Annotated in this window: 18 protein-coding genes and 1 riboswitch; of the genes, 11 read left to right on the top strand and 7 right to left on the bottom strand. The window is 40.5% G+C overall.

Going from position 1 to position 20,990, the window contains the following annotated elements:
* Nucleotides 1-68: 68 nt before the first annotated feature.
* From CWC04_RS07050 to CWC04_RS07040, 3 genes are read right to left on the bottom strand one after another with little or no spacing between them, the layout of a single operon-like run.
* Entirely contained in the window at nucleotides 69-2,846 is a 2,778-nt protein-coding gene (locus tag CWC04_RS07050) for an Mks condensin complex protein MksF (protein WP_138684992.1), read from the bottom strand.
* The gene (locus CWC04_RS07045; RefSeq protein ID WP_138684991.1) at nucleotides 2,843-3,391 is read right to left on the bottom strand and encodes a condensin complex protein MksE; all 549 of its coding nucleotides are present in this window, start codon (nucleotides 3,389-3,391) and stop codon (nucleotides 2,843-2,845) included. Before CWC04_RS07045 ends, CWC04_RS07050 begins: the two co-directional genes overlap by 4 nt.
* Before the next feature lie 3 nt (nucleotides 3,392-3,394).
* The gene (locus CWC04_RS07040; protein ID WP_004587702.1) at nucleotides 3,395-4,666 is read right to left on the bottom strand and encodes an MksB family condensin complex protein; all 1,272 of its coding nucleotides are present in this window, start codon (nucleotides 4,664-4,666) and stop codon (nucleotides 3,395-3,397) included.
* A gap of 290 nt (nucleotides 4,667-4,956) precedes the next feature.
* Nucleotides 4,957-5,129, top strand: a riboswitch (Lysine riboswitch).
* Between the two features lie 76 nt (nucleotides 5,130-5,205).
* Here CWC04_RS07040 and lysC point away from each other — a divergent pair.
* A complete protein-coding gene (gene lysC, locus CWC04_RS07035; RefSeq protein WP_138684990.1) occupies nucleotides 5,206-6,591 on the top strand; it encodes a lysine-sensitive aspartokinase 3 in 1,386 nt (461 codons plus the stop codon).
* An 18-nt stretch (nucleotides 6,592-6,609) separates the two neighbouring features.
* Here the strand turns inward: lysC and CWC04_RS07030 are convergent, their stop codons facing one another.
* Complete coding sequence (locus CWC04_RS07030; RefSeq protein WP_138684989.1) at nucleotides 6,610-7,353, bottom strand: 4'-phosphopantetheinyl transferase family protein; 744 nt, start codon at nucleotides 7,351-7,353, stop codon at nucleotides 6,610-6,612.
* Between the two features lie 138 nt (nucleotides 7,354-7,491).
* Here CWC04_RS07030 and CWC04_RS07025 point away from each other — a divergent pair, with 138 nt between their 5' ends.
* A complete protein-coding gene (locus CWC04_RS07025; protein WP_004587706.1) occupies nucleotides 7,492-8,814 on the top strand; it encodes a sodium-dependent transporter in 1,323 nt (440 codons plus the stop codon).
* 67 nt (nucleotides 8,815-8,881) lie between these two features.
* Here the strand turns inward: CWC04_RS07025 and CWC04_RS07020 are convergent, their stop codons facing one another.
* Both CWC04_RS07020 and CWC04_RS07015 read right to left on the bottom strand, forming a co-directional pair.
* The gene (locus CWC04_RS07020; protein ID WP_138684988.1) at nucleotides 8,882-9,862 is read right to left on the bottom strand and encodes a 2-hydroxyacid dehydrogenase; all 981 of its coding nucleotides are present in this window, start codon (nucleotides 9,860-9,862) and stop codon (nucleotides 8,882-8,884) included.
* A 303-nt stretch (nucleotides 9,863-10,165) separates the two neighbouring features.
* The gene (locus tag CWC04_RS07015; protein ID WP_138684987.1) at nucleotides 10,166-10,717 is read right to left on the bottom strand and encodes a glutathione peroxidase; all 552 of its coding nucleotides are present in this window, start codon (nucleotides 10,715-10,717) and stop codon (nucleotides 10,166-10,168) included.
* Between the two features lie 116 nt (nucleotides 10,718-10,833).
* Here CWC04_RS07015 and CWC04_RS07010 point away from each other — a divergent pair, with 116 nt between their 5' ends.
* Entirely contained in the window at nucleotides 10,834-11,715 is an 882-nt protein-coding gene (locus tag CWC04_RS07010) for an NAD(P)-dependent oxidoreductase (protein WP_138684986.1), read from the top strand.
* Between the two features lie 1,061 nt (nucleotides 11,716-12,776).
* On the opposite strand, the gene sbcB is transcribed toward CWC04_RS07010, so the two are convergent.
* Nucleotides 12,777-14,222, bottom strand: coding sequence for an exodeoxyribonuclease I (sbcB, locus tag CWC04_RS07005; RefSeq protein ID WP_138684985.1), 1,446 nt, complete (start codon nucleotides 14,220-14,222; stop codon nucleotides 12,777-12,779).
* Nucleotides 14,223-14,797: 575 nt separating this feature from the next.
* Here sbcB and CWC04_RS07000 point away from each other — a divergent pair.
* From CWC04_RS07000 to CWC04_RS06965, 8 genes are all read left to right on the top strand, one after another.
* Nucleotides 14,798-15,205 (top strand): hypothetical protein, encoded by a 408-nt coding sequence (locus CWC04_RS07000; protein ID WP_004587201.1) that lies wholly within the window; start codon nucleotides 14,798-14,800, stop codon nucleotides 15,203-15,205.
* Nucleotides 15,206-15,357: 152 nt separating this feature from the next.
* Nucleotides 15,358-16,614, top strand: a complete 1,257-nt coding sequence (locus CWC04_RS06995; protein WP_138684984.1) for a cation:proton antiporter — start codon at nucleotides 15,358-15,360, stop codon at nucleotides 16,612-16,614.
* A 270-nt stretch (nucleotides 16,615-16,884) separates the two neighbouring features.
* Complete coding sequence (locus CWC04_RS06990) at nucleotides 16,885-17,292, top strand: hypothetical protein (RefSeq protein ID WP_004587203.1); 408 nt, start codon at nucleotides 16,885-16,887, stop codon at nucleotides 17,290-17,292.
* A 266-nt stretch (nucleotides 17,293-17,558) separates the two neighbouring features.
* Nucleotides 17,559-17,897 (top strand): methanolan biosynthesis protein EpsI, encoded by a 339-nt coding sequence (locus tag CWC04_RS06985; protein WP_138684983.1) that lies wholly within the window; start codon nucleotides 17,559-17,561, stop codon nucleotides 17,895-17,897.
* On the top strand, nucleotides 17,890-19,233 hold the full coding sequence (locus CWC04_RS06980; RefSeq protein WP_004587205.1) for an SPFH domain-containing protein: 1,344 nt from the start codon (nucleotides 17,890-17,892) through the stop codon (nucleotides 19,231-19,233). The genes CWC04_RS06985 and CWC04_RS06980 overlap by 8 nt, the downstream gene beginning before the upstream one ends.
* 225 nt (nucleotides 19,234-19,458) lie before the next feature.
* On the top strand, nucleotides 19,459-19,728 hold the full coding sequence (locus tag CWC04_RS06975) for a YrhK family protein (protein WP_004587206.1): 270 nt from the start codon (nucleotides 19,459-19,461) through the stop codon (nucleotides 19,726-19,728).
* Nucleotides 19,729-19,783: 55 nt separating this feature from the next.
* Nucleotides 19,784-20,299, top strand: coding sequence for a M23 family metallopeptidase (locus CWC04_RS06970; protein WP_126007417.1), 516 nt, complete (start codon nucleotides 19,784-19,786; stop codon nucleotides 20,297-20,299).
* A gap of 238 nt (nucleotides 20,300-20,537) precedes the next feature.
* Nucleotides 20,538-20,948 carry a hypothetical protein gene (locus tag CWC04_RS06965; RefSeq protein ID WP_004587208.1) on the top strand — a complete coding sequence of 137 codons (411 nt, stop codon included), beginning with the start codon at nucleotides 20,538-20,540 and terminating at the stop codon, nucleotides 20,946-20,948.
* The last annotated feature ends 42 nt before the right edge of the window (nucleotides 20,949-20,990 follow it).

Raw genomic sequence — 20,990 nt, 5'->3', positions numbered from 1 at the left:
ACATCGTTTAAATGTGTATTAGTTTAACGTCCTATATTTTAGTTTAGTTGGTTTGCCTTAACGGCCAATTAATTGTGTTCAACTTCAATCCAGTCTTTTTCGTCTACCCAGTTTTGGGCGCCATCTTTTACTGAACGAATAGGTACAATGTAATCACAGCTTACCTGCGGTTTAACCGAGGCAAAAATTGGCACAAAGCCAAAGCTCAGTGCCGTTTCTATGATTGCTTTTTGGTTTTGCGGGTCAATGTCGGCCGCTTCATCAATATAAATAGGTATACGGTAAAGGTTTTGTTCCTGATCGCTTAATAAGTAACGAATAAACAACATGCCACATAATAACTTAATAGTAATACGGGTCCCGTTTGAGCCAGCTGAGTCTATTTTTTCAAAGTGTTCTGTTTCACCTGCGTGGTTAACCACTTCAAAACGAATATCAAATAAGTCAGTTAATGTAAGGCCTGCTTTGTCGGAGGCAAGTTTTATTAGGTGATCTTTTGCTTCGTTTACCGCGCTTTCGCTGTAAGGTTCTTGGCTTAATAAATCAAGGGTGTCGCCTTGTTCAAACTGATGCGACGTGCTGATAATGGTATCAATACTATCAACCAGCATTTTGCGCGGTATTACGTTAATTTTAAACGCTTGAAGGTTAGAAATACGGTGCTGGCTTATGCCTTTATTAAAGCTGTTCATTTCGCGGCGAAGTCGGTCTAAGTCTTCACGCAAGCCTTTAATTGTGGCGGCTACTTCGGTCAGGGCTACGCGGCCTTGGCGCTCAACGGCATCGCGTTCGTTATCAAGGTTATGAAACGCGCTAATCAACTTTTGGTATTTAGTAAATTCGTCGTTTTCGTTATCGAACTTAGTAATACCCGCGTTATATACATGCAAATAGGTATTACGCACGTTTATGTCAAAGTTGCGCAGCTCTTGGCAGTCTTTATTAAAGTGATGTACTAGGTCGCTTAAGTTATCAAAGTCGACTGTTATATCAATCATATACGGGGTTACTTTACCGCTGTATAAATCAAGCGTGTGGTCAATTCGCTCGCTTTTAACTTGGCGTAGGCGCTCGGTTTGGCGATTAATTTGCTCTTGCTTAGATTTAATTAACGAGCGCCTGTCTGCAATTGAGCCACTATTTTTTTGAATGTCTTGCAGGTAGTCGTCAACTTGTTCGCGCTCTGCTAATAACTGCTCTTTTAGCATGGATTGCGCTTCTACCGATTGCTGCATTACCTCAAATTGCTCTAAGCGTTTTAGGGCGCTCTCTGCGCTCATTAGCTCATCGTAAAGTGCATCTTTTTCTTTTTGTTTATCGGCCACGTTAGCGGCTACTTCGCGCTGTTGTTTAAACTCTTTTAACGAGCGTTCCAGCGCGTCTAGCTGAGCGCTAAGTTGGGTTTTGTTTTCGCCGCTTTGCATTTGCACTGGCGACAGTTTTTTAAGTTTAATGCTTGCCCCTGGTAGGGTTAGTACACCGCCTTTAACGTTTTCGCTTAATAGCGATAAAAATTCCCCAAAAGCGTCTTCATCATCAATGGTTATATCGCCATTGCTGGTGGTGGCAAACGAGAGTATATCGGGGTTTAAAATGCGTGATATTTCTTCTACTTCTTTAAGTGATAGGTCTTCGCGCATTCGAGTAAACAAATTAAACTCAAGGTTTTTAAGCTGCAGTTTTAAGCTTTTAATTTGCTTTTGCGTTTCGCTAATGCGGTAATCAAGCGTGTGTAGGCTTTGCCCTTGTGCGCTGGTTATAGAGTGCGAAAGCGACTCGTAGTCTTGCTTAAGTTGGCCAAGGTTGGTTTTAAGGGTGGCTTTATTTACCAGTTCAAATTCGCTTTTAAGAGCGCTGTAATCTAAAAACCATTGCTCTATTTGGGTTTGCCGGCGCTCTATATCGCGCGATTGCTGTACGTATAAGCTTTGCTTTTGCTCAAACTCGTGTTTTTCGTGCTCTATGTCTTCAAGGGCAATGGCTAGTTCGCTTAGTTGCTCTTCTTGGTAGGTATCAAAGTCTATTAATGCTTGATCAATTTTAGGCGCGTAGGCTGCTAACTTACCTTTAAGCACGGTTTGGTTTTCAAGCATTGATTCAAGCGCTGTTATTGGCTCTTGCATTGATTCAAGCGCTTTTAATTCGCGTTTAGCACGATTTACTTTATCAAACGAGCGACGCCATACCTCGTAAAAGTCCACTTTAGAGTTAGACATATGGCGTTCAAACACACGTAGCATAAAGCGTTTAACATCGCTTGCACCCAATTTGTGTAAGTTAAGAATACGCCTAAAAATTTCTTTATAAATGGCGGAGTCTTGCACGTTATTAAGCGGGATCATTTTTAAATTAATGTCGCCGTCAAAAGGGGTTGCGCCGCCGGTAAGCAGGGCGTTTAGCTCTTGTGCTTTAAGCTCTATAGGGTTGTAACCTTGCGTTTTTAAATGATTAAACAGCTTGGTAAACTTAATAATGGTATTACCTTGCGTGTACTGCGCTAAATCAAGTTTGCCTTGGTAACAAAAGTACTGATGCGCGTAACCGGCTATTTTACCAAGGCCTGCTACACCAATAACCACCGAGCCATGGGGGAGGTTGGCTTCAAGCAAAATGTACGACTGATCTGATGAAAAATAAAATTTACGGGTTTCATCTAAATCGTGCCCGTCCCATTCGGTTAGGCGCAAATCGTTTATTAGCGGAAATTGCAGGGCGTTAATAACCGAGCTTTTACCGGTATTGTTTGGCGCACAAATAGAGCTGCTTTTATCAAGCGGAATAACACATTTTGCATAACCTGCGGTATTAAGTAGGGCGAGTTTACTTAGTCCGTATAAGTTTTTCATTGCTCGTCCTCTGTAATGTAGGTTTCTTCGTTTACTTCCATAAGTGCATCAATATAGCGGTGAATAGGCGCTTGTAGCATAAAGCCGCCTTCGACTTCGCGGGCAAGGCCTAAACGTACCATGCGCAGGTATACATCTTTTCGTAAATCTGAGCCCGAAAATATCTCAAGTTGATCAAACAAGTGCTTATTAATTTGCACTAAGGTTTGCATCAGTTCTAAATCGTTTACTTCATCAAATAGGGCATGCATTGGGTCTTTACCCGTATTGGCAAAGTGCTCAATTAAAATGTAAATAGTCAGTGCAATAGCACGGGATATTTTACCCATGTTTGGCGTGCTTTCGTCGCTGGCAAAGTAGTAAAAGCCGCGACTGTCGTGTTTTAACTCGTGGCCAAGGGCGCTAAATAAGGCGCTATAAGATTCTATGTGCTGGTCAAGCTCTTGCCACATTACGTTGTCTTGTTCGCAAATATGGTAACCCGCACCTAATTTTTTATTAATGGCTTGTAGGTGCGTAAGCTCGTTTAAGTTTATATGTGTCATGTGTTACTCGTCTGCCTGTGTATCTGGCTGAGGCGCAGAATTAAATGGGTATAACGAAAAATGCTGGCCGGCAATTTTTACGCGTGTTTTTTCATCGCTTTGGCTAATGTGAATTTCACTGTCGCTGACTAGTTTTTGATATAAAAATAGCATTTCGTCGGCGTCTAATTCTGGGTAGCTTTCATCTAAAAATTGCAGTAATGGCTGGGGCTTTTTACGTTTTTTATTAAAGCGTTTTGCAAAGCTTGTTTTAACATCGTGGTAATCAGGAATGTTTGGCGTAACAAATGCCGGCACGTCTTGTTGCTCTGGGAGTTGGTATTCTTCGTGTTCAAATTCTACCAAGCTTGCCATATAGGCAACTATATGACGCTGCTGGCCAAGCGAATAACGCTGCGCATCGCTTACAAAATTTGGTTGTACCGCGCTTAGCATGTTGTCTACGCCATTTTTACGCACAAGGCCGAGCACTTTTGCTGCTTGGCGGGTAATTAGGTTATTACGGCGTAGCTCTTCGCGCAGTGGCATAAGCATATCGGCACTTTTGCGTAAGCTTTCTCTGCCAACTAAATGCATTTCGAGTATCCGAGTACGCAATTGCTCAAGCATACGTTTGTCGCTGTAGGCTTTGCCTGAGCGTTCAATGTGCTCTATTTGCTTACTTATTTGTTGCTCAATAAGTGTAAAACAGGCATGAAAGTCACCGCGAATATCGACCATTTCAAGCATCGGCTCTATGTATTCGTCAAAGGCTTCTATTACCGCTTTGTAGCGCTTTTGCAAAGATTGCACCGCGTGATCAGATTTAGCTTGCTCAACAATGTTTAAAATAGCGTTTTCGTTGTGCGCGTAAAGCTTCATTATTTTACGCACCCGATCATCCATAATGCGGCTATAGCGGCGTAAATCGTCAAAGTCTTCTATTTCGCCGGCATTATCTAATCGGTTTCCTAGGCGTGCTAAATCATCAACCAAAACGCTAATTTCTTGTGCTAAACCTAGGTGTTCTTCTTGTAATAAAAAGGTCGCAAAATCGGCAATGGCGCGGTTTATTTCAAGCTGGGATGATTTAGCCAATGGAATAAGTATATCTTGATTGAGCAAACGATTTGTTTCTTTGTATATGCGCTCGTTTGTCCACGTGGGCTGTTTTTGCTTAATGGCGTTTTGCACGTCTTTGAGGCTAAAGTCGGCCATTTTAAAACGTTTAAATAATAGCTCTAAAACACCCCAGTGTTCGCTAAGGGTATTAAGCAGCTTTTTAGCTGGGATCATAATGCGGTGATACATCCTAGTAATGAGTTAACTACGCTTAAAGCAGAGCGTAGTTTTTATATTTTTATAATAAAAAGTACTCGTTATTAACTGGCTTAATTTACACATTTTTTTAGCTGGCGTACAGGCGAGTTACATTAAGCGCTGTAAAAGTAGCCAGCAATGTAAACCTTGGCTAAATTATTCGCGTTATATTAACTAAAACACCTTGACAGCTAGACGTCTAAACGATAACTTTCAAAGCCCCGCTACACAGTGGGGTTTTGTTTTATTAGCCACAGGTTAATACAACATTCAGAAGAGGTGCGATACTTAGGTATTTAATGGTAGGTGACGAACGCCCATAACCATTAAAGAGGGAAGTACTCGCCGAGGAAAACAAGGTTACGTCAACCGTGTTTTTCGGTTTATGGGGCTGAATCCCCAAAACTGTCACCAACTTAGGTGGAGAGCTTCTGGCAGCGGACACATCTTATTTGCATTCCTTTGCCAAGTTCTTCTTGTTTTTTAGCGGTTTGGATACCGCGAAAGGAGACGAAATGACTACCCAATCAGTGCCACAAACAGTATCAGGCGCAAAATCAGATTACATCGTTGCCAAATTTGGCGGAACCAGTGTTGCAAACTTTGAAGCGATGAGTCGCTGTAGCGAAATTATTGTTGCAGATAAAAGCGTACGTATTGTAGCTGTGAGCGCCAGTGCCGGCGTAACTAATCACTTAGTTGCACTGTGCAAACCCGACCTTAGTAAAGAGCAGCGCCAAGCACACATAGATGGCGTATTGGCTATTCAACAGGCTATTTTAGATGAGCTGTCGCTTGATGCCGATTTAGCCGTAGGTTTTAACGAGACGTTAAAAGCGTTTCAAACGTTAGCCCTTGAAACACTCACCACTGATCAACAACACGATGAGCTGCTTAGCTTTGGCGAGCGTTTATCGTCTTATTTATTTGCTCAAGTGCTGCGCTTAAAAGGCTTAAATGCAGATAGGTTTGATGTACGCAAAGTGCTTAAAACCGACAGCCAATTTGGTAAAGCAACGCCCGATGTTGCGGCCACTGCACAAGCGGCTAAAGACCTGTTAATTCCGTTATTAGATGAGCAAGTAATAGTTACACAAGGGTTTATTGGTAGTGATGAATTTGGCCAAACCACAACGCTTGGCCGTGGTGGCTCTGACTACAGCGCGGCGTTATTAGCAGAGGCTATTAACGCTAAAAGTGTACACATTTGGACCGATGTAGTGGGTATTTTTAGCACCGACCCGCGTTTATGCGCTAAGGCAACGCCAATTGCCCGTTTAAGCTTTGATGAAGCCGCAGAGATGGCGACATTTGGCGCAAAAGTATTGCACCCTGCGACTATTTTACCAGCAAGCCGTAGCCATATTAATGTATTTGTAGGCTCTAGCCGCGAACCGGAGCGCGGAGGAACGTGGATTGAGCGTGAAAAATCGCAGCAGCCAGGTATTCGTGCCGTTACGCAGCGTAAAAACCAAATATTGCTAACGCTTAAAAGCCCAGAAATGTTATTAGCAAGTGGCTTTTTGGCTCGTGTATTTACCATTTTAAGTGAATTTAATATATCGGTAGACTTAGTTACTACCTCAGAAATTAGTGTTGCCATAACCCTAGATAATGCACCTAATGCCTCGCGACCTGAGCTTGAGCAAGCGTGTTTAGATAAATTGGCCGAATTTTGTCATGTATCGGTTGAAAACAACTTAACCTTAGTGGCGCTTATAGGCTCTGAAATACAGCTACGCCAGCACGAAATGAACCTAATGAACGTATTAAAAGAGTTTAATATTCGATTAATTTGTCATGGTGCAAGTAAGCACAACTTATGCTTTTTAGTAGAGCAAAGCGAGTCAGATACCGTGGTACAAGCAATACACAGCCGATTATTAGAAAGCGCTGCTTAAGCTTTTAAAGCCAAGTTATTAAGTATCTAAGTTATTAAGTATAAAGCACCGCCAGTCGGTGCTTTTTTTATGCGCCACGCTTATATCAAACTCCTCATTGGCAACCGTTATGGTGTTACTCGATGCTGTTAGGTTTAACAAAGAAAATTCATCAAATACATTTGGGCTAAGCAATTGCGCTATTGGGCGGCTAGTTGCTTTAGCGAGTGCCTCTTTTAAGGTCCAAATTCTAAAAAAGCGGTGGGCTTGCTCTTTTATAGCCAAAGGCGCGGTAATTAAGGCAATTTCAGCCTTATGATAAAAATGCTTAGCGAGCTTTTCGAATGGGCGTTTTAAGTTTATTTTTTCAATATCAAAGCCAAACTCCGCCTTAGTAACATTAAGTGCAACGCCAACTAAGCCATGCGAGTGCGAAATACAGGTATTTATAACGGTGTGGTTTATATGGAGCTGCAGTTTTGAGCATTCTTCATTAAAGTGGGTGCTCATTTTATTAAGCGGTATGTGTGCGTATTGGGGCTGAGTATGCTTTGCAAGTTGCTTTAGTAATATGCGCGATGCTACATATTCTTGCTTTGCTTGCATGCGTTTACGGCGATTTATAACGCTTAGCTCAAATGGGCTTAGGTACTGGGTTAAATCAAGGTGTTCTACATTAAGTGTGTTGGCATTAAACACTAAAATAGTATTGTTGCTAGGGGATAAATCGCTATAAAAAGAGGGAGCAATACTTAGGGTGTTTTTAAAAAAGTGGTTAGTCATACGCGCTTAAAATAAGTGAGTGCTGTAATTATGAGCGGTTAACAGCGCTTATTTATGCCAAAAGCAATTTTATTACTCAGTTGGCATTAAATATGGTTTAATTCACAATAATCAAAGAATAACAGAATTTGTAGATGTATGGCACAAGTGCGTGATGGATTTCAAAGCCGTTTTGGTTTTGTTTTAGCCGCTGCAGGCGCAGCAGTGGGTTTAGGTAATATTTGGGGTTTTCCTACGCAGGCGGCCAACCATGGTGGCGGTGCATTTTTATTGGTTTACTTTGTAGTTATATTTTTACTTGCGCTACCTGCGCTTTATACCGAACTTTATTTAGGCCACCAAGCGCAAGCAAACCCAGTAAAAGCATTGGGTAATGCGTGGCAAAATACCAACAAAAAAGTAGGGGCTGCCGCAGGATATATTGGCCTTGCGGGCGCTGTGGTTATGCTTAGCTTTTATTCTATTGTAGCTGGGTGGATGCTCTCTTACGCCATAGAGCCTATTACTACATTTTTTGGTTTTACCGCAGCAAGCGAATTTTTACACAGCGACTCTATGGTGCGTAATTTTATATTTACGCCGCTTATGCTTATTTTAACCGCCAGTATTATTTTAAAAGGGGTTAAATCGGGGATTGAAACTTGGTCACGTCGATTAATGCCATTGTTGTTGGTGCTACTAATAGGCTTAATTTTTTATATAGCCAGTTTAGAAGGCGCCAGCGAAGGGTTTGCTGCTTATTTAATTCCTAATTTTAGCCAAGTGCTTGACCCAAATTTAATCATTGCTGCAATGGGGCAGGCTTTTTTCTCGCTCTCATTAGGGGTTGGCTGCATGATGATTTATGGCTCGTACCTGCAGCCAGATGCAAACCTGCCAAAACTAACTGCAAGCGTTGCACTACTTGATACCAGCGTGGCATTTTTAGCAGGTTTACTGATAGTGCCTGCAATTTATGTAGCGCAGCATAACGGGGTAGAGGTGTTTAGCGGCGGAAAACTTATAGGTGAAGGGCAGCTTATATTTGCTATTTTGCCAGAGCTTTTTAGTACCATGGGCGAAATTGGCTTACTAATTGGGTTACTGTTTTTTGTACTTATGTCGATTGCATCGGTTACATCTACTATTTCTACCACAGAAATACCGGTAGCGTTTTTAGTAGAAAACCACCGCGTAGATCGTACTAAAGCAACGTGGGCCGTTAGCCTAGTGGTGTTAATATGCGCTAGTGCAATAATATTAAACTTTGAGTGGTTATTTGGTTTAGTAATCATGCTATTTACTCAGTACCAACTGCCACTTATGGGGCTGTTTTATTTTATAACCGCAGGTTGGATGTGGAAACGCGGTAATAAGCTTCATAAAGCCAGCACCGGCACGCATTACTGGTTTGCTCAATACATTCGTTTTGTGTGCCCAGTATTAATGACTCTTGTTTTTGCAAACGTTGCGTTTGGCTAAAGTATTTTAAGCTTTACCCGTTATGTAAATAGCAAAACGGGTAAAGCTAAATTAATGGGCCGCAGCTTTATAAAACCTCATTAGTTAAAGGTCTCTGTTCATTAATTTCTATTGCGTTTTGTATGGTGGTATTGGCAATTTCGCTAAGGGCTTCTTGAGTAAAAAAGCCTTGGTGGCCAGTTATTAATACGTTTTTAAAACTAACTAAGCGCGAGAATATATCGTCTTGGTTTATCTCGTCGCTATGGTTTTTAAAAAATAGCTCCGACTCTTGCTCGTACACATCAAGCCCTAAATACCCTAGCTTTTTAGTTTTAAGCGCATTTATACACGCTTTGCTATTAAGTAGCGCACCGCGCGAAGTGTTAATTAGCATTACCCCAGGTTTCATTTTATTAAATGCATCGTCATTTATTAAATGATGTGTTTGCTCATTCAGTGGGCAGTGCAGTGAAACTATATCGCTTTGAGTAAGCAGCGAATCTAAATCGGTAATGGTGTAATTGCCAGGTGTTGCATAAGGGTCGCACACTAAAACATGCGCGCCAAAGCCATTTAAAATATTACAAAGGGCAAGGCCAATTTTGCCACAGCCTATAATGCCAACTGTTTTGCCGTGTAAGTTAAAGCCTAATAAACCGTTTAAATCAAAGTTGTCTTCGCGTACGCGGTTATAGGCTTTATGTGTTTTACGGCTAAGGGTAAGCATAAGTGCAACACAGTGCTCAGCTACGGCTTCTGGGCTGTAGGCGGGTACTCGTAATACCTTAATGTTGTGTGCTTTGGCAGCCACTAAATCAACATTATTAAACCCTGCGCAGCGAAGTAAAATAGTATTAATTCCTTGCTCAGCAAGGTGCTCAATAACGAGGGCGTTAACCGTGTCGTTTACAAATACACACACAGCATCAAACCCTTTAGCAAGCAGTGCTGTTTGCTCATTCAGTGCTTGCTCAAAGTAACAAATCTCTATTTGCGGGTGTTTTTTAATACTGCGCTTAAAAAAAGGCTGCTCGTATTTTTGCGTACTAAAAAAAGCAATATTCATGTTATTTACTCCAAAGCCTAGCTGTTATACCAATGCGCATAATCAAGTGATCTATTTTGAGGATATAAAAACGCGTTGATAGTAAGGCAAAAAATTCGCTATTTAGTTGCTCTCGGCAATTGCTCCTGCATTGCTCTACCTTCTGCATCCATGAAGTCGTAAATGAGAGTTTTGTAACGCAGATAGCGACATGTTTAGCCCCTAAAAATGATTAAGTATTATTGCCGATTGGTATTATACGTAACCTTAAACTAGTTTAATAAAGCATGCTTGAGTAACCACCCGTTTATTGATTTAGAATAATTAAGCGCCTTTTAATGCATTAAAGTTGGGTATTATTTTTGCGTTATTTAAGTTATTAGCGTTTAGTGCGCTAGGTAAGTTTGCCTCAATGACATGTTTAAGCGTTTCGGGCTTGGTGCGCGGCGCATAACGTGCAACGAGCTGACCTTGTGGGTTAATTAAAAACTTGGTGAAGTTCCACTTTACTGCGCGGTTTTGCGAAATACCACGGGTATGCGACTTTAAATAATTAAACAGCGGATGCGCCTCGGGGCCATTTACCATTACCTTACCAAACACTTTGAACGACACGTCAAATTGTCCTTGATAAAAGTCTTTAATTGCGAGGTTATCAAGCGGCTCGTTTTGGCCAAATTGATGACACGGAAACGCTAAGATAGTGAAACCGATATTTTTATATTCTTGATAGAGCATTTCTAGCGAACTTAATTGCACCGAAAAATTACACTTACTTGCTGTATTAACAATAAGTACTGTTTTGCCTTTTAGCTGGCTAAGCGCAAAGCTTTCGCTGTTGTACAAAGGGGCACTAAATTGATAAATACTATCCATGGTTACCTACTTATTTCCTTACGTTGGAAATTTATAAAGACTTAATTCGCTTTTTAAGCAGCCGATTGACATAATCGGGCATAGTTTCTAAGTTAGCAGGAAAATAAGGCACTTTTATGTCAATCAATGTTGCATTTATAGGTTTAGGGGTAATGGGTTACCCAATGGCAGGGCTTTTAGCAAAAGCGGGCTTTAATGTGTGTGTATATAACCGCACTCAAGCAAAGGCGCAAAGCTGGGTAGATGAGTATGCAGGAAGTTTTGCTACCACGCCGCGAGAAGCTGCTAATAATGCTGATATTGTATTTATGTGTGTAGGTAATGATGATGACTTACGTGCGGTTGTTTATGGTGAAAATGGTGTTTTAGCGGGGATGGCCGTTAATAGCATTTTGGTTGACCATACTACTACATCGGCCGAAGTAGCCCGTGAAGTAGCAGAAAAAGCAGCCTTGCAAAATATCGATTTTATAGACGCGCCCGTATCAGGCGGACAAGCAGGTGCTGAAAACGGCGTGCTTACAGTCATGGCAGGCGGTAACGAAGCTGTTTTCACTAAAGTGCAACCCGTAATGGCGGCATATAGCCGTTTTAGCCAGTTATTAGGCGATGTGGGCGCAGGGCAGTTATGTAAAATGGTTAATCAAATTTGTATTGCCGGCGTAGTGCAAGGCTTAGCCGAGGGCTTACACTTTGCTAAACAAGCAGGGCTTGATGGTGAAAAGGTAATTGAAACCATTTCAAAAGGGGCTGCGGGTTCGTGGCAAATGGAAAACCGCTATAAAACAATGTGGGCAGGTGAGTACGAGTTTGGTTTTGCCGTAGATTGGATGCGCAAAGATTTAGGCATCGCGCTTGATGAAGCTAAAAACAACGGCGCTACGTTACCGATGACCGCAACGGTTGATCAATATTACGCCGACGTACAAGCGCTTGGTGGCGGCCGATACGATACATCAAGCTTACTAGCACGCATTGAAGCACTGCACAAAAAATAACGTTTTGAGTATACCGCTGTAGATGCGCAGCTTGCGTGACGGGCAAAGCCCGTAAAGTGATTTATTCACAAAGAGAGCAAGAGGCGCTGCGCTTTAGAGGAATAGATAGATCTAAAAAGGTTTATTTTTTTTGCCCTCTCATTTACTCCTCATTCGCTTCTCTTTGTGAGTCGTGTTTTATTTAAGCATTTAAAAGCTGCGCTTTTCGCGTGAGCAAGCTCTACCTCTACCACGCTGGTGTAGATATGGGTTTTACTTGTAGATGCGAAGCTTGCTTACGTGACGGGCAAAGCCCGTAAAGTGATTTATTCACAAAGAGGGTAAGAGGCGCTGCGCTTTTAGAGGTAGTGATAGTTCTAACAAGATTATTGTTGGTCTGTATGTTTTCTCATTTATTCCTCATCCGCTCCACTTTGTGGTTTATTTTTTATTTAAAAAGCTGCGCTTTTCACGTGAGCAAGCTCTACGTCTATTGCGCTGGTGTAGATATGGGTTTTACTTGTAAACGCGCAGCTTGCTGGCGTGCCGGGCAAAGCCCGTAAAGTGATTTATTCACAAAGAGGATAAGAGGCGCTTTGCTTTTAGAGGAAGAGATAGATCTAAAAAGGTTTATGTTTTTATGTCTTCTCATTTTTTCCTCATTCGCTTCTCTTTGTGGATTATTTTATATTTAAAAAACTGCGCTTTTCACGTGAGCAAGCTCTACGTCTTGTAGCTATCATTTATCACATCGAAGTCAGTGAGCTTGCCTCGACGTCTACAGCGAAGGTGTAGATATGGGTTTTACTTGTAGACGCGAAGCTTGCTGGCGTGATGGGTAAAGCCCGTAAAGCGATTTATTCACAAAGAGGGTAAGAGGCGCTGCGCTTTTAGAGGCAGTGATAGTTCTAAAAAGATTGTTGTTGGCCTTTATGTTTTCTCATTTACTTCTCATTCGCTTCTCTTTGTGAAAAATTTTTTTGGCTTTACTTGTAGTAGTAAAGTTATATAAAACAAAAAACGCGACACTTTATTGCTAAAGTGTCGCGTTTTAAAAGTGTTCTACACAAACTTAAACTAAATTACATGCTTTGCGCGTAGTTGTACAAAGCCTTTAAAATGGTTAGGTTTTTTTCGCTGTCGTCGTGCTCATGGGCCAAGTTTTCAAGGGTGATCATAAAATCTTGTGCACTAATTGAGGGTTGATCTTCTCCGTGCATTAACTTGTTTTGGCAATACTGACGCCATTGGTCAAGCTCTTGCTGGTTGAGCGTTTCTGGCCAGTTTCGCGCGCGGTATCTAAACAGTAATGTATTGAACTTTTTATCTTCAAAATCTAAATTTAAGCCCGCTAGCTCGTCTGGTTTAGCATCGCGAATAATCGCAAATTTAGCTTTGTCGGCGTGGCTTGTAAAGCCATCGTAAAGTAAGTAATCAACGTTAGTGGTCGCGCTGTAATCGCCTTTTTCGTTAAACACCTCAGTCACTTTATCGCGAAGCTCGGTATTGGCTTTTAAAATAGCTAAATTAGCGAGGCATTGCTCGCGGTCAATGCCTAAACGGGCTGCGTTTTCAGGCAATAACGTTTTAGCAGGCGCTAAAATAGGGCACTTGTTTAAATGCACCAATTTTAAACCAACAGGTAAATCACCCTCGGCTAAATCAACGCGTTTGGTGTATAAACGTTTACGTAACTCTTCTACGTTTAAATCAAGCAATACTTGCGGGCTTTGGGTTAAATCAAAACAAATAACCGCGTTTTTATTTACCGGATGAAAGCTCATAGGCGCTACCCACGTAGTACAGCCTTGTGTGGCTGGAATGCGTGACGAGGTATGTACCAGCGGCGTCATGTTAAATACATCAACTAACTCGCCAAGCGCTTTTTTATTACGCAGCCCAAAAAAGAAATTATAAAGCTTTGGTTGTTTTTCTTTTATAAGTTTAGCCAGTGCAATAGTGGCAGTTACATCGCTTAGCGCATCGTGAGCAGCGGCGTGTTCAATGCCATTAGCTACCGTTAAATGTTCAAGCTTAAAGCTCGGGCTGCCGTCTTCTTTTAACGGCCATTCAATCCCCTCAGGGCGCAGCGCATAACACGCACGTACTAAATCAATAATATCCCAGCGGCTGTTATTGTTTTTATATTCGCGCTCGTACGGGTCGTAAAAGTTACGATAAAAGCTATAACGGCTTACTTCGTCATCAAAGCGAATACTGTTATAACCAGCCACACAGGTGTTTGGCGCACTAAATTCAGCGTGAATTTTGGCTATAAACTCAGCCTCAACCAAACCTTTTTGCATCGCCACTTGTGGCGTAATACCGGTAATTAAACATGCCTCAGGGTGAGGCAAGTAATCCGCTTGCGGCTTACAATATTCAATAAGCGGCTCGCCAATTATATTTAAATCAAGGTCGGTACGAATCCCCGCAAACTGGCTCGGCTTATCCTTTTGAGGGCTCGCCCCCCAAGTTTCATAATCGTGCCAGTAGATTGTTGCTTGATTTTGCTCTTGATATGCCATGCTGAAAACCCTGAGTAGTTAACTTAAAAACGCTTAAATACACGCCAAGTTACTAAAATAATGAATTATTTAGATTATGGCATATGGGCGAGGGAGTTTATAGTTTTGGGTGATAAATGTGTTCGCGGAACTTTGGAATAATACGTCAAGTTTGAGTTTTGTTCCAATCGACAATCACGAATTAAAAGTAAGGGGGCGCGCCGTTATAGCCCATGGCTTGCTAACCTTTTTGCAAATAGTTATTACCGGTCCAAAGTAAATCAAACGCAAATTTGCTAAGCACTTGGTGCTTTAACAGCTGGTTTGGTGGATAAATGATGCTGCAGACATAGGCTTTAAGTTTGAAGCTGTTATGGAAAAGTTAAGCTACTTGAACGGACTAAGTAAAGAGCGGGTTCGGTTACTGATTGTATAAATACCAATTGCCGTAAATTAGTAATTCTCCATTAGACTAAAGTCTATAAGTTAATTTTCTTCACTTATTGGTTTTGTTTTAATCGTTTGTCGGTTTTGTGTTAATTCTCTAAAGTTGAATTGTCGGCAACAAGCACGACTAACTCAACAGGAACATAATCATGAAAAGCTCACTTATTAAAACCATCGCTCTTGGCTCTTTATTAACTTGCTCAGCTGCTGTAATGGCTGATACAAGTGACTACAAATTAATGGTTATCGAACAAGCGACTGCACCGCAGCCAATTGAGCAGTCATTTAATAGTTGCGCACTGAATGTTAAGTCAAAAAACTATGCAGAGGCTGAAGCAATTTGTACAAAAGCAATTGCACTTTTAAAAGATGCAGACGGCCCTAAATTTAAAGTACGCCAACTTACGTCATTCGCGTTAAGTAACCGAGGTGTTGCACGCTTAAAATCAAATAATGACACCGCAGCCATTGCTGATTTGTACGAGGCAGCGCAAATGTCTAACAGTACAATGGTATCGCATAATTTAACACTTGCTAAAGAAGAGCTTGCGCTATAAAAAAGCACTAAACATGCTTTAATTAAGCTAGTGTATAAAAAGCCCATGTTAGGTTTATTCTTAACATGGGCTTTTTGCGTTGCACGGTTAAAAAGTGCAAATCATAAAAGTGGAAACTACCTATTAGGCTTTAAATTTAAGAGAGCTAGATTATGGATGTCACCAGTACGTTGAGTATATTTGAAATTAGCGCGATTTTTTTATCTATAACCGCATTGCTTGCTTATATAAATCATCGGTTTATTGGCCTGCCAACCACCATTGGGGTGATGGTTATTTCGCTTTTAGTGTCTATTGTGGCCATATTTTTGGGCTTTTTAGGGTTTGATGAACTTATTGATTACGAAGTAAGCCTACTTGATCAACTCAATTTTACTCATGTATTGCTCGATGGCATGCTCTCAATGCTGCTTTTTGCTGGGGCGCTGCACGTTAATGTAAGTGACTTAAGACGTTATAAATTACCCATAGGTATTTTAGCGTGTGTGGGTACGCTAATTTCAACAGTGATTATTGCTACAGCGTTATATGTAGTAGTGCCTTTATTGGGATTTAATTTATCGTTTATTTGGTGTTTATTATTTGGTGCGTTGATTTCGCCAACCGATCCGATAGCGGTAATGGGTATTTTACGCTCTGCTGGCGCGCCTAAAAGTATTGAAACCGTAATAGCGGGGGAGTCGCTATTTAATGATGGTATAGGCGTGGTGGTATTTGCGCTTTTATTAGGAATTTTAACCAGTGGTGATATGCCAACTACATACTCAGTGGCTCATACACTCGCTGTTGAAGCGGGGGGCGGTATAATATTTGGTTTTATATTAGGCGCTGCTTTAAATTATTTATTAAAGGCAATAGATAGCTACCAAGAAGAAGTATTACTTACGCTAGCGGGTGTTATAGGCGGTTATGCATTGGCGAGTCACTGGCACTTATCGGGGCCACTTGCGATGGTTATGGTGGGATTAATGGTGGGTAATCATGGCCGTAATTTAGCCATGAGTGATAAAACTCGCCACTATGTTGATTTGTTTTGGGAGCTAATTGATGAAATTTTAAATGCCATTTTATTTGTGCTAATTGGCCTTGAAGTGGTAATGATTGTGTACTCAGCTAATTTGCTGGTGGCGGGCGTTTTAACCATTTTAATTGCGCTATGCGCACGTCTTATTGTGGTTGGCCTAACAACAACTATTTTTAATAAACAGCTCGAGCTGCCCAGCGGTGCATGGAAAGTGTTAACCTGGGGAGGGTTACGTGGCGGTATTTCGGTGGCACTGGTGTTGCAGCTACCTGACGGAGCGCAGCGTAATATATTATTGGCTTTAACTTATGCGGTGGTGGTTTTTTCAATTTTAGTGCAGGGCTTGAGCGTAGGAAAAGTCGCCAAAAGCATAAAAACAAAATAAATTATAAAGACTGATTTTTGTACAGCTCATAGGCTTGTTTGCGTAGCTACTGCATAACACTCGTTTTAAAACCTTTTTCAAAACAAGCAGTAATTACGCTGGTTTACACGCTGTTAAACATTTAAATTTGTACGTATATTAGACTAAAGTCTATAGGTTAATTTTCTTCACTTATTGAGTTTGTTTTTCTCGTTTGTCGGCGCTGAGCTATTACTCTAAAGTTCAGTTGTCGGCAACAAGCGCGACTAACTTAATTAGGAAAGACAAACCATGAAACGTACACTTTTAAAAACCATCGCTCTTGGCTCATTACTAACTTGCTCAGCAGCTGTAATGGCTGATTCAAGTGACTACAAACTAATGGTTATCAAAACCGCTACTGCACCATTGCCACTTGAAGAGTCATTCAATAGCTGTGCACTTAACGTTAAATCTAAAAATTACGCTCAAGCTGAAGAAATTTGTACTAAAGCCATTGCACTTTTAAAAGATGCACAAGGCCCTAAATTTAAAGTACGCCAGCTTACATCGTACGCTTTAAGCAACCGTGGTGTTGCACGTTTAAAAGCGCATAACGATACAGCAGCATTAGCTGATTTATACGAAGCAGTACAAATCTCTGAAAACACATTAGTGTCTCATAACTTAACTCGCGCTAAAGAAGAGCTTGCCTTATAAAGCAATTTAATTAGCGAGAGTCACAAAAAAGTCCCTACCGATTTATATTTGGTAGGGGCTTTTTTGTGCGTGTAATAAAATTTTTTATAAAACTCACATGTAAATTTAAAAGCGAGAAAGCCCGTTTTAGAAAGCTTTATTTTTGGAATTATTACTTTTACCTGTTTTTTATACGAGGTTTCTGTAAAATTAATGAGTTAACATTTGTTATTGATTTATAACACCTGTTATTGACGTAATCATTCAACTAAATATAAGCAGGTTATATGATTTTCTATATTGTTGGGTTGAGTACATTGGTTATTATTTTGTGTTTAGCTATTTATGTTATTTATAGCAATATACGCAAAAACCGAGTAAGAAAAACTAAGGAATACAATGTGCTGTTTGATAAAGACACCATTGTAGATGAGCTTATTACTCAACTTACGGATAAAAACCAAGCCCAAGCAGATAAACATAAAAAAATAAAAGGCAAAGAAGAGATCCTTGCAACATTTATAGAATTGCATCGCTCAGGTAGTTTTTGTGCGCATTTAAGCGAGCAAGAAATTATTTACTTTGTTAAGAAAAAACTAAACATGGAGAGTAAGGAAAATGGATAGCGATAAAAAAGCGGTTCCAGAAGAAAAGTCACAATCATTTATAGGTCGTTTTGGCCGCCGAAATGTCATTTTAGTAACATCAATAGTGGTTGTGTTGGCTGTTATAGCAACGCTTACTTCACAAGTTATTTCTTGGAACGAAGCTGACGAGCGTTTAGTTCATCAATCGGCGTTTACCGGAAAGTTAACGGTTATTAACCAAGCTGGCCCATACTTAAAAGCATTTGGCACTACATCTGCTTATAAAAAGGTTATATCGATTAACTTTACGGGTGACGAAAACGCGACTGCGAGTGCAATTGTACCTCTTATTCCAATACGCTTTTTGGATACAACAACCGGTGGTGCACGTGGTGTATCGCGCTTTAGGTTGCCAGGCAATGTACCAGCCACTGAAAAAGGTGAATTACGTGGATTACTAAAAATACACGAAGAGTTTGGTTCGCAAGATACGCTTATATCTAATTTACTTATGCGTGCTACTACAGAAAACGTTAAAGCGTCGGCGCGTATGATGTCGGTTGAGCAGCATTATTCTGGTGGAAACGGGCAACTTAGCCAAGACTTTTCTGATCAACTTACTAATGGTATTTTTGTTACTGAGCAAATAATCAGCAGCGGTGAGCGGGATAAAAGCGATGAACTAGGTAGCTTAAGTAAACAGCAGCGTGTAACGGTAAATATTAAATCTGATAAAGAGGGTAAACCGCTGCGTAATGCGCCGATTTTAGGTGCGTATGGTATTACTGTTGTAGATGCAAGTATTATTGATATTGACTACGAAAGTAAAGTAAACGCGCGCTTAGAAGCGCAAAAGCAAGCGGCTGCAGATGAAGCCTTGGCACGTCAAAATCTTAAAAAAGCAGAGCAACAAGCGCGTACAGAAGTTGCCTTAGGCGAACAAGCAATAGCAAAGCAGCGGGCAGAGTCTGAAAAGCTTAAAATTAAAGAGCAAATCGATGCCGAGCGTATTAAAGCGAATGCTATTATTTCTGCGCAGCAACGTGTAGCTGTAAAAGCTGAGTTGGCAAAAGAGCAAGAAGAGATATTAAAGCAACAGCGTTTAGAAGCACTAGGCATGGATGTGTTAGCTGAGGCACGGTTACGTGCTAAATCAGCAGCGCTTGATCCTAAATATGTGTTTGATGAAACATTAAAAGCTGAGGTGAAAATTCAAACTGCTTTATTCAATAGTTTAGGAAAAAGCCGTTTAGTGCCTGAAATTGTAATAGGTGCAGGGCAGGGCGAACAAAGCAATGGTTCTGAATTTATGCGATTATTAGCGGCAGATGCGGCTTTAAGTCTTAAAAAACGTTTAGAAAAAGACCAAAAATAAACAATTAAATATACAAGCAATAGTGAGTTTTTAGTTATAAAGACTCTACACCAATAAAAACGCTGGCTGATATATCAGGCAGCGTTTTTTATTGTGTGTTTTTTGCTATTGTATTATGCAGATAAGCCTATACCAATTCGCAATAATACTTAATTAAGCGAATTGGTATTAGATGCTAGTGAAAACAGTTTTTTAATTACATAGTAAAAAGAGTGAGTAGTATTGATGGGCTCCAGCAAAAATCAGCTTAATTTAGACTTAGGACAAGAGCATATTACTATCCAACGCCGTTATGAAGCATTAGGCGCAGTTAACGATTTTTTAATTGCGGTGTGGTTTTTAATTGGTAGCTTTTTCTTTTTAAATGAGTCATTAGTTGAAAGCGGTACCTGGCTTTTTATAGCTGGCAGTGCGCAATTAATAATAAAACCTGTATTAAAATTAATGAGTTTAGTTCACGTTAAAAAAGTGTTTCGTTCTAACAATACTCACTAGGCGTTCAGGTATTGTAATTAATAATTTAATGACTATTCACAGCAAAGGTAATGCATTGAAACTACTAAAGTGGACTTTGGGCGCAGTTATAATTTTATTAATAGTGGGTTTACTCATTCCCGAGAAGCTAGTAATTCCTGTGCAAGGCGCTACAAGTAAGGATTGGAACCACAATACGTTTTGGTATGAGCCTTGGGGGCGCTCGGGTGTGCATAAAGGAATTGATATTTTTGGCGCTAAAAACACGCCTGTGGTTGCTGCAACAAGCGGTATTGTTATTTTTTCAGGTGAACTAAACCGAGGTGGCAAAGTGGTTGCGGTATTAGGTGCAAAATGGCGAGTGCATTATTTTGCACATTTAAATGACTACAATGTAAGTGCAGGGGATGTAGTTAGCATAAACAGTCAAATTGGCTTACTGGGTGATACCGGTAATGCCGCAGGAAAGCAACCTCATGTGCATTATTCTATATTATCGCTTATGCCTATGCCGTGGCTTTTCACAACGCAAAGCCAAGGGTGGAAAAAGATGTTTTTTTTAAACCCACATAAAAAGTTAACTGCTAACTAACTCAGTTTTATGTATGGATGGGCCTTTACTGATTAGCTGCCAACGTTGTTAACTCACTTGTTTTTGCTGTATTTTTTGAGAGTGAAAGAAACGTTATTCAAAGTAGGTATTAGACTAAAGTCTATAAGTTAGATTTTCTCACTTATTAGGTTTGTTTTTATCGTTTGTCGGGGCAAGAGGATTTATCTAAAGTTAAGTTGTCGGCAACAAGCACGACTAACCAAACAGGAAGATAATCATGAAACGTACACTTTTAAAAACCATCGCTCTTGGCTCATTATTAACTTGCTCAGCTGCTGCAATGGCTGATCAAAGTGACTACAAATTAATGGTTATTGAAGATTCTGTAACAGCCGCACCAGAGTTTGAACAGCCATTTAATAGCTGTGCACTTAATGTAGAATCTAAAAACTACACAGAAGCTGAAGCCATTTGTACACAAGCAATTGCCTTATTAAAAGAAAGCCGTGGCCCACGTTTAAAAGTACGCGAACTTACATCGTTTGCATTAAGTAACCGTGGTGTAGCCCGCATGATGGCTAAAAAAGACACCGCGGGTCTTTCAGATTTATACGAAGCGTATCAAATTTCTAAAAACTCACTGGTATCTCATAATTTAACGCGTGCTAAAGAAGATTTATCGTTATAAAAACGTTTTATAACGCGATAAAAAAGCCGATGAAGGGATAAT

It is taken from the genome of Pseudoalteromonas sp. S2893 (assembly GCF_005887105.1).
Classification (GTDB): Bacteria; Pseudomonadota; Gammaproteobacteria; order Enterobacterales; family Alteromonadaceae; genus Pseudoalteromonas; species Pseudoalteromonas atlantica.
This window is presented reverse-complemented; position numbering and strand designations above follow the sequence as displayed.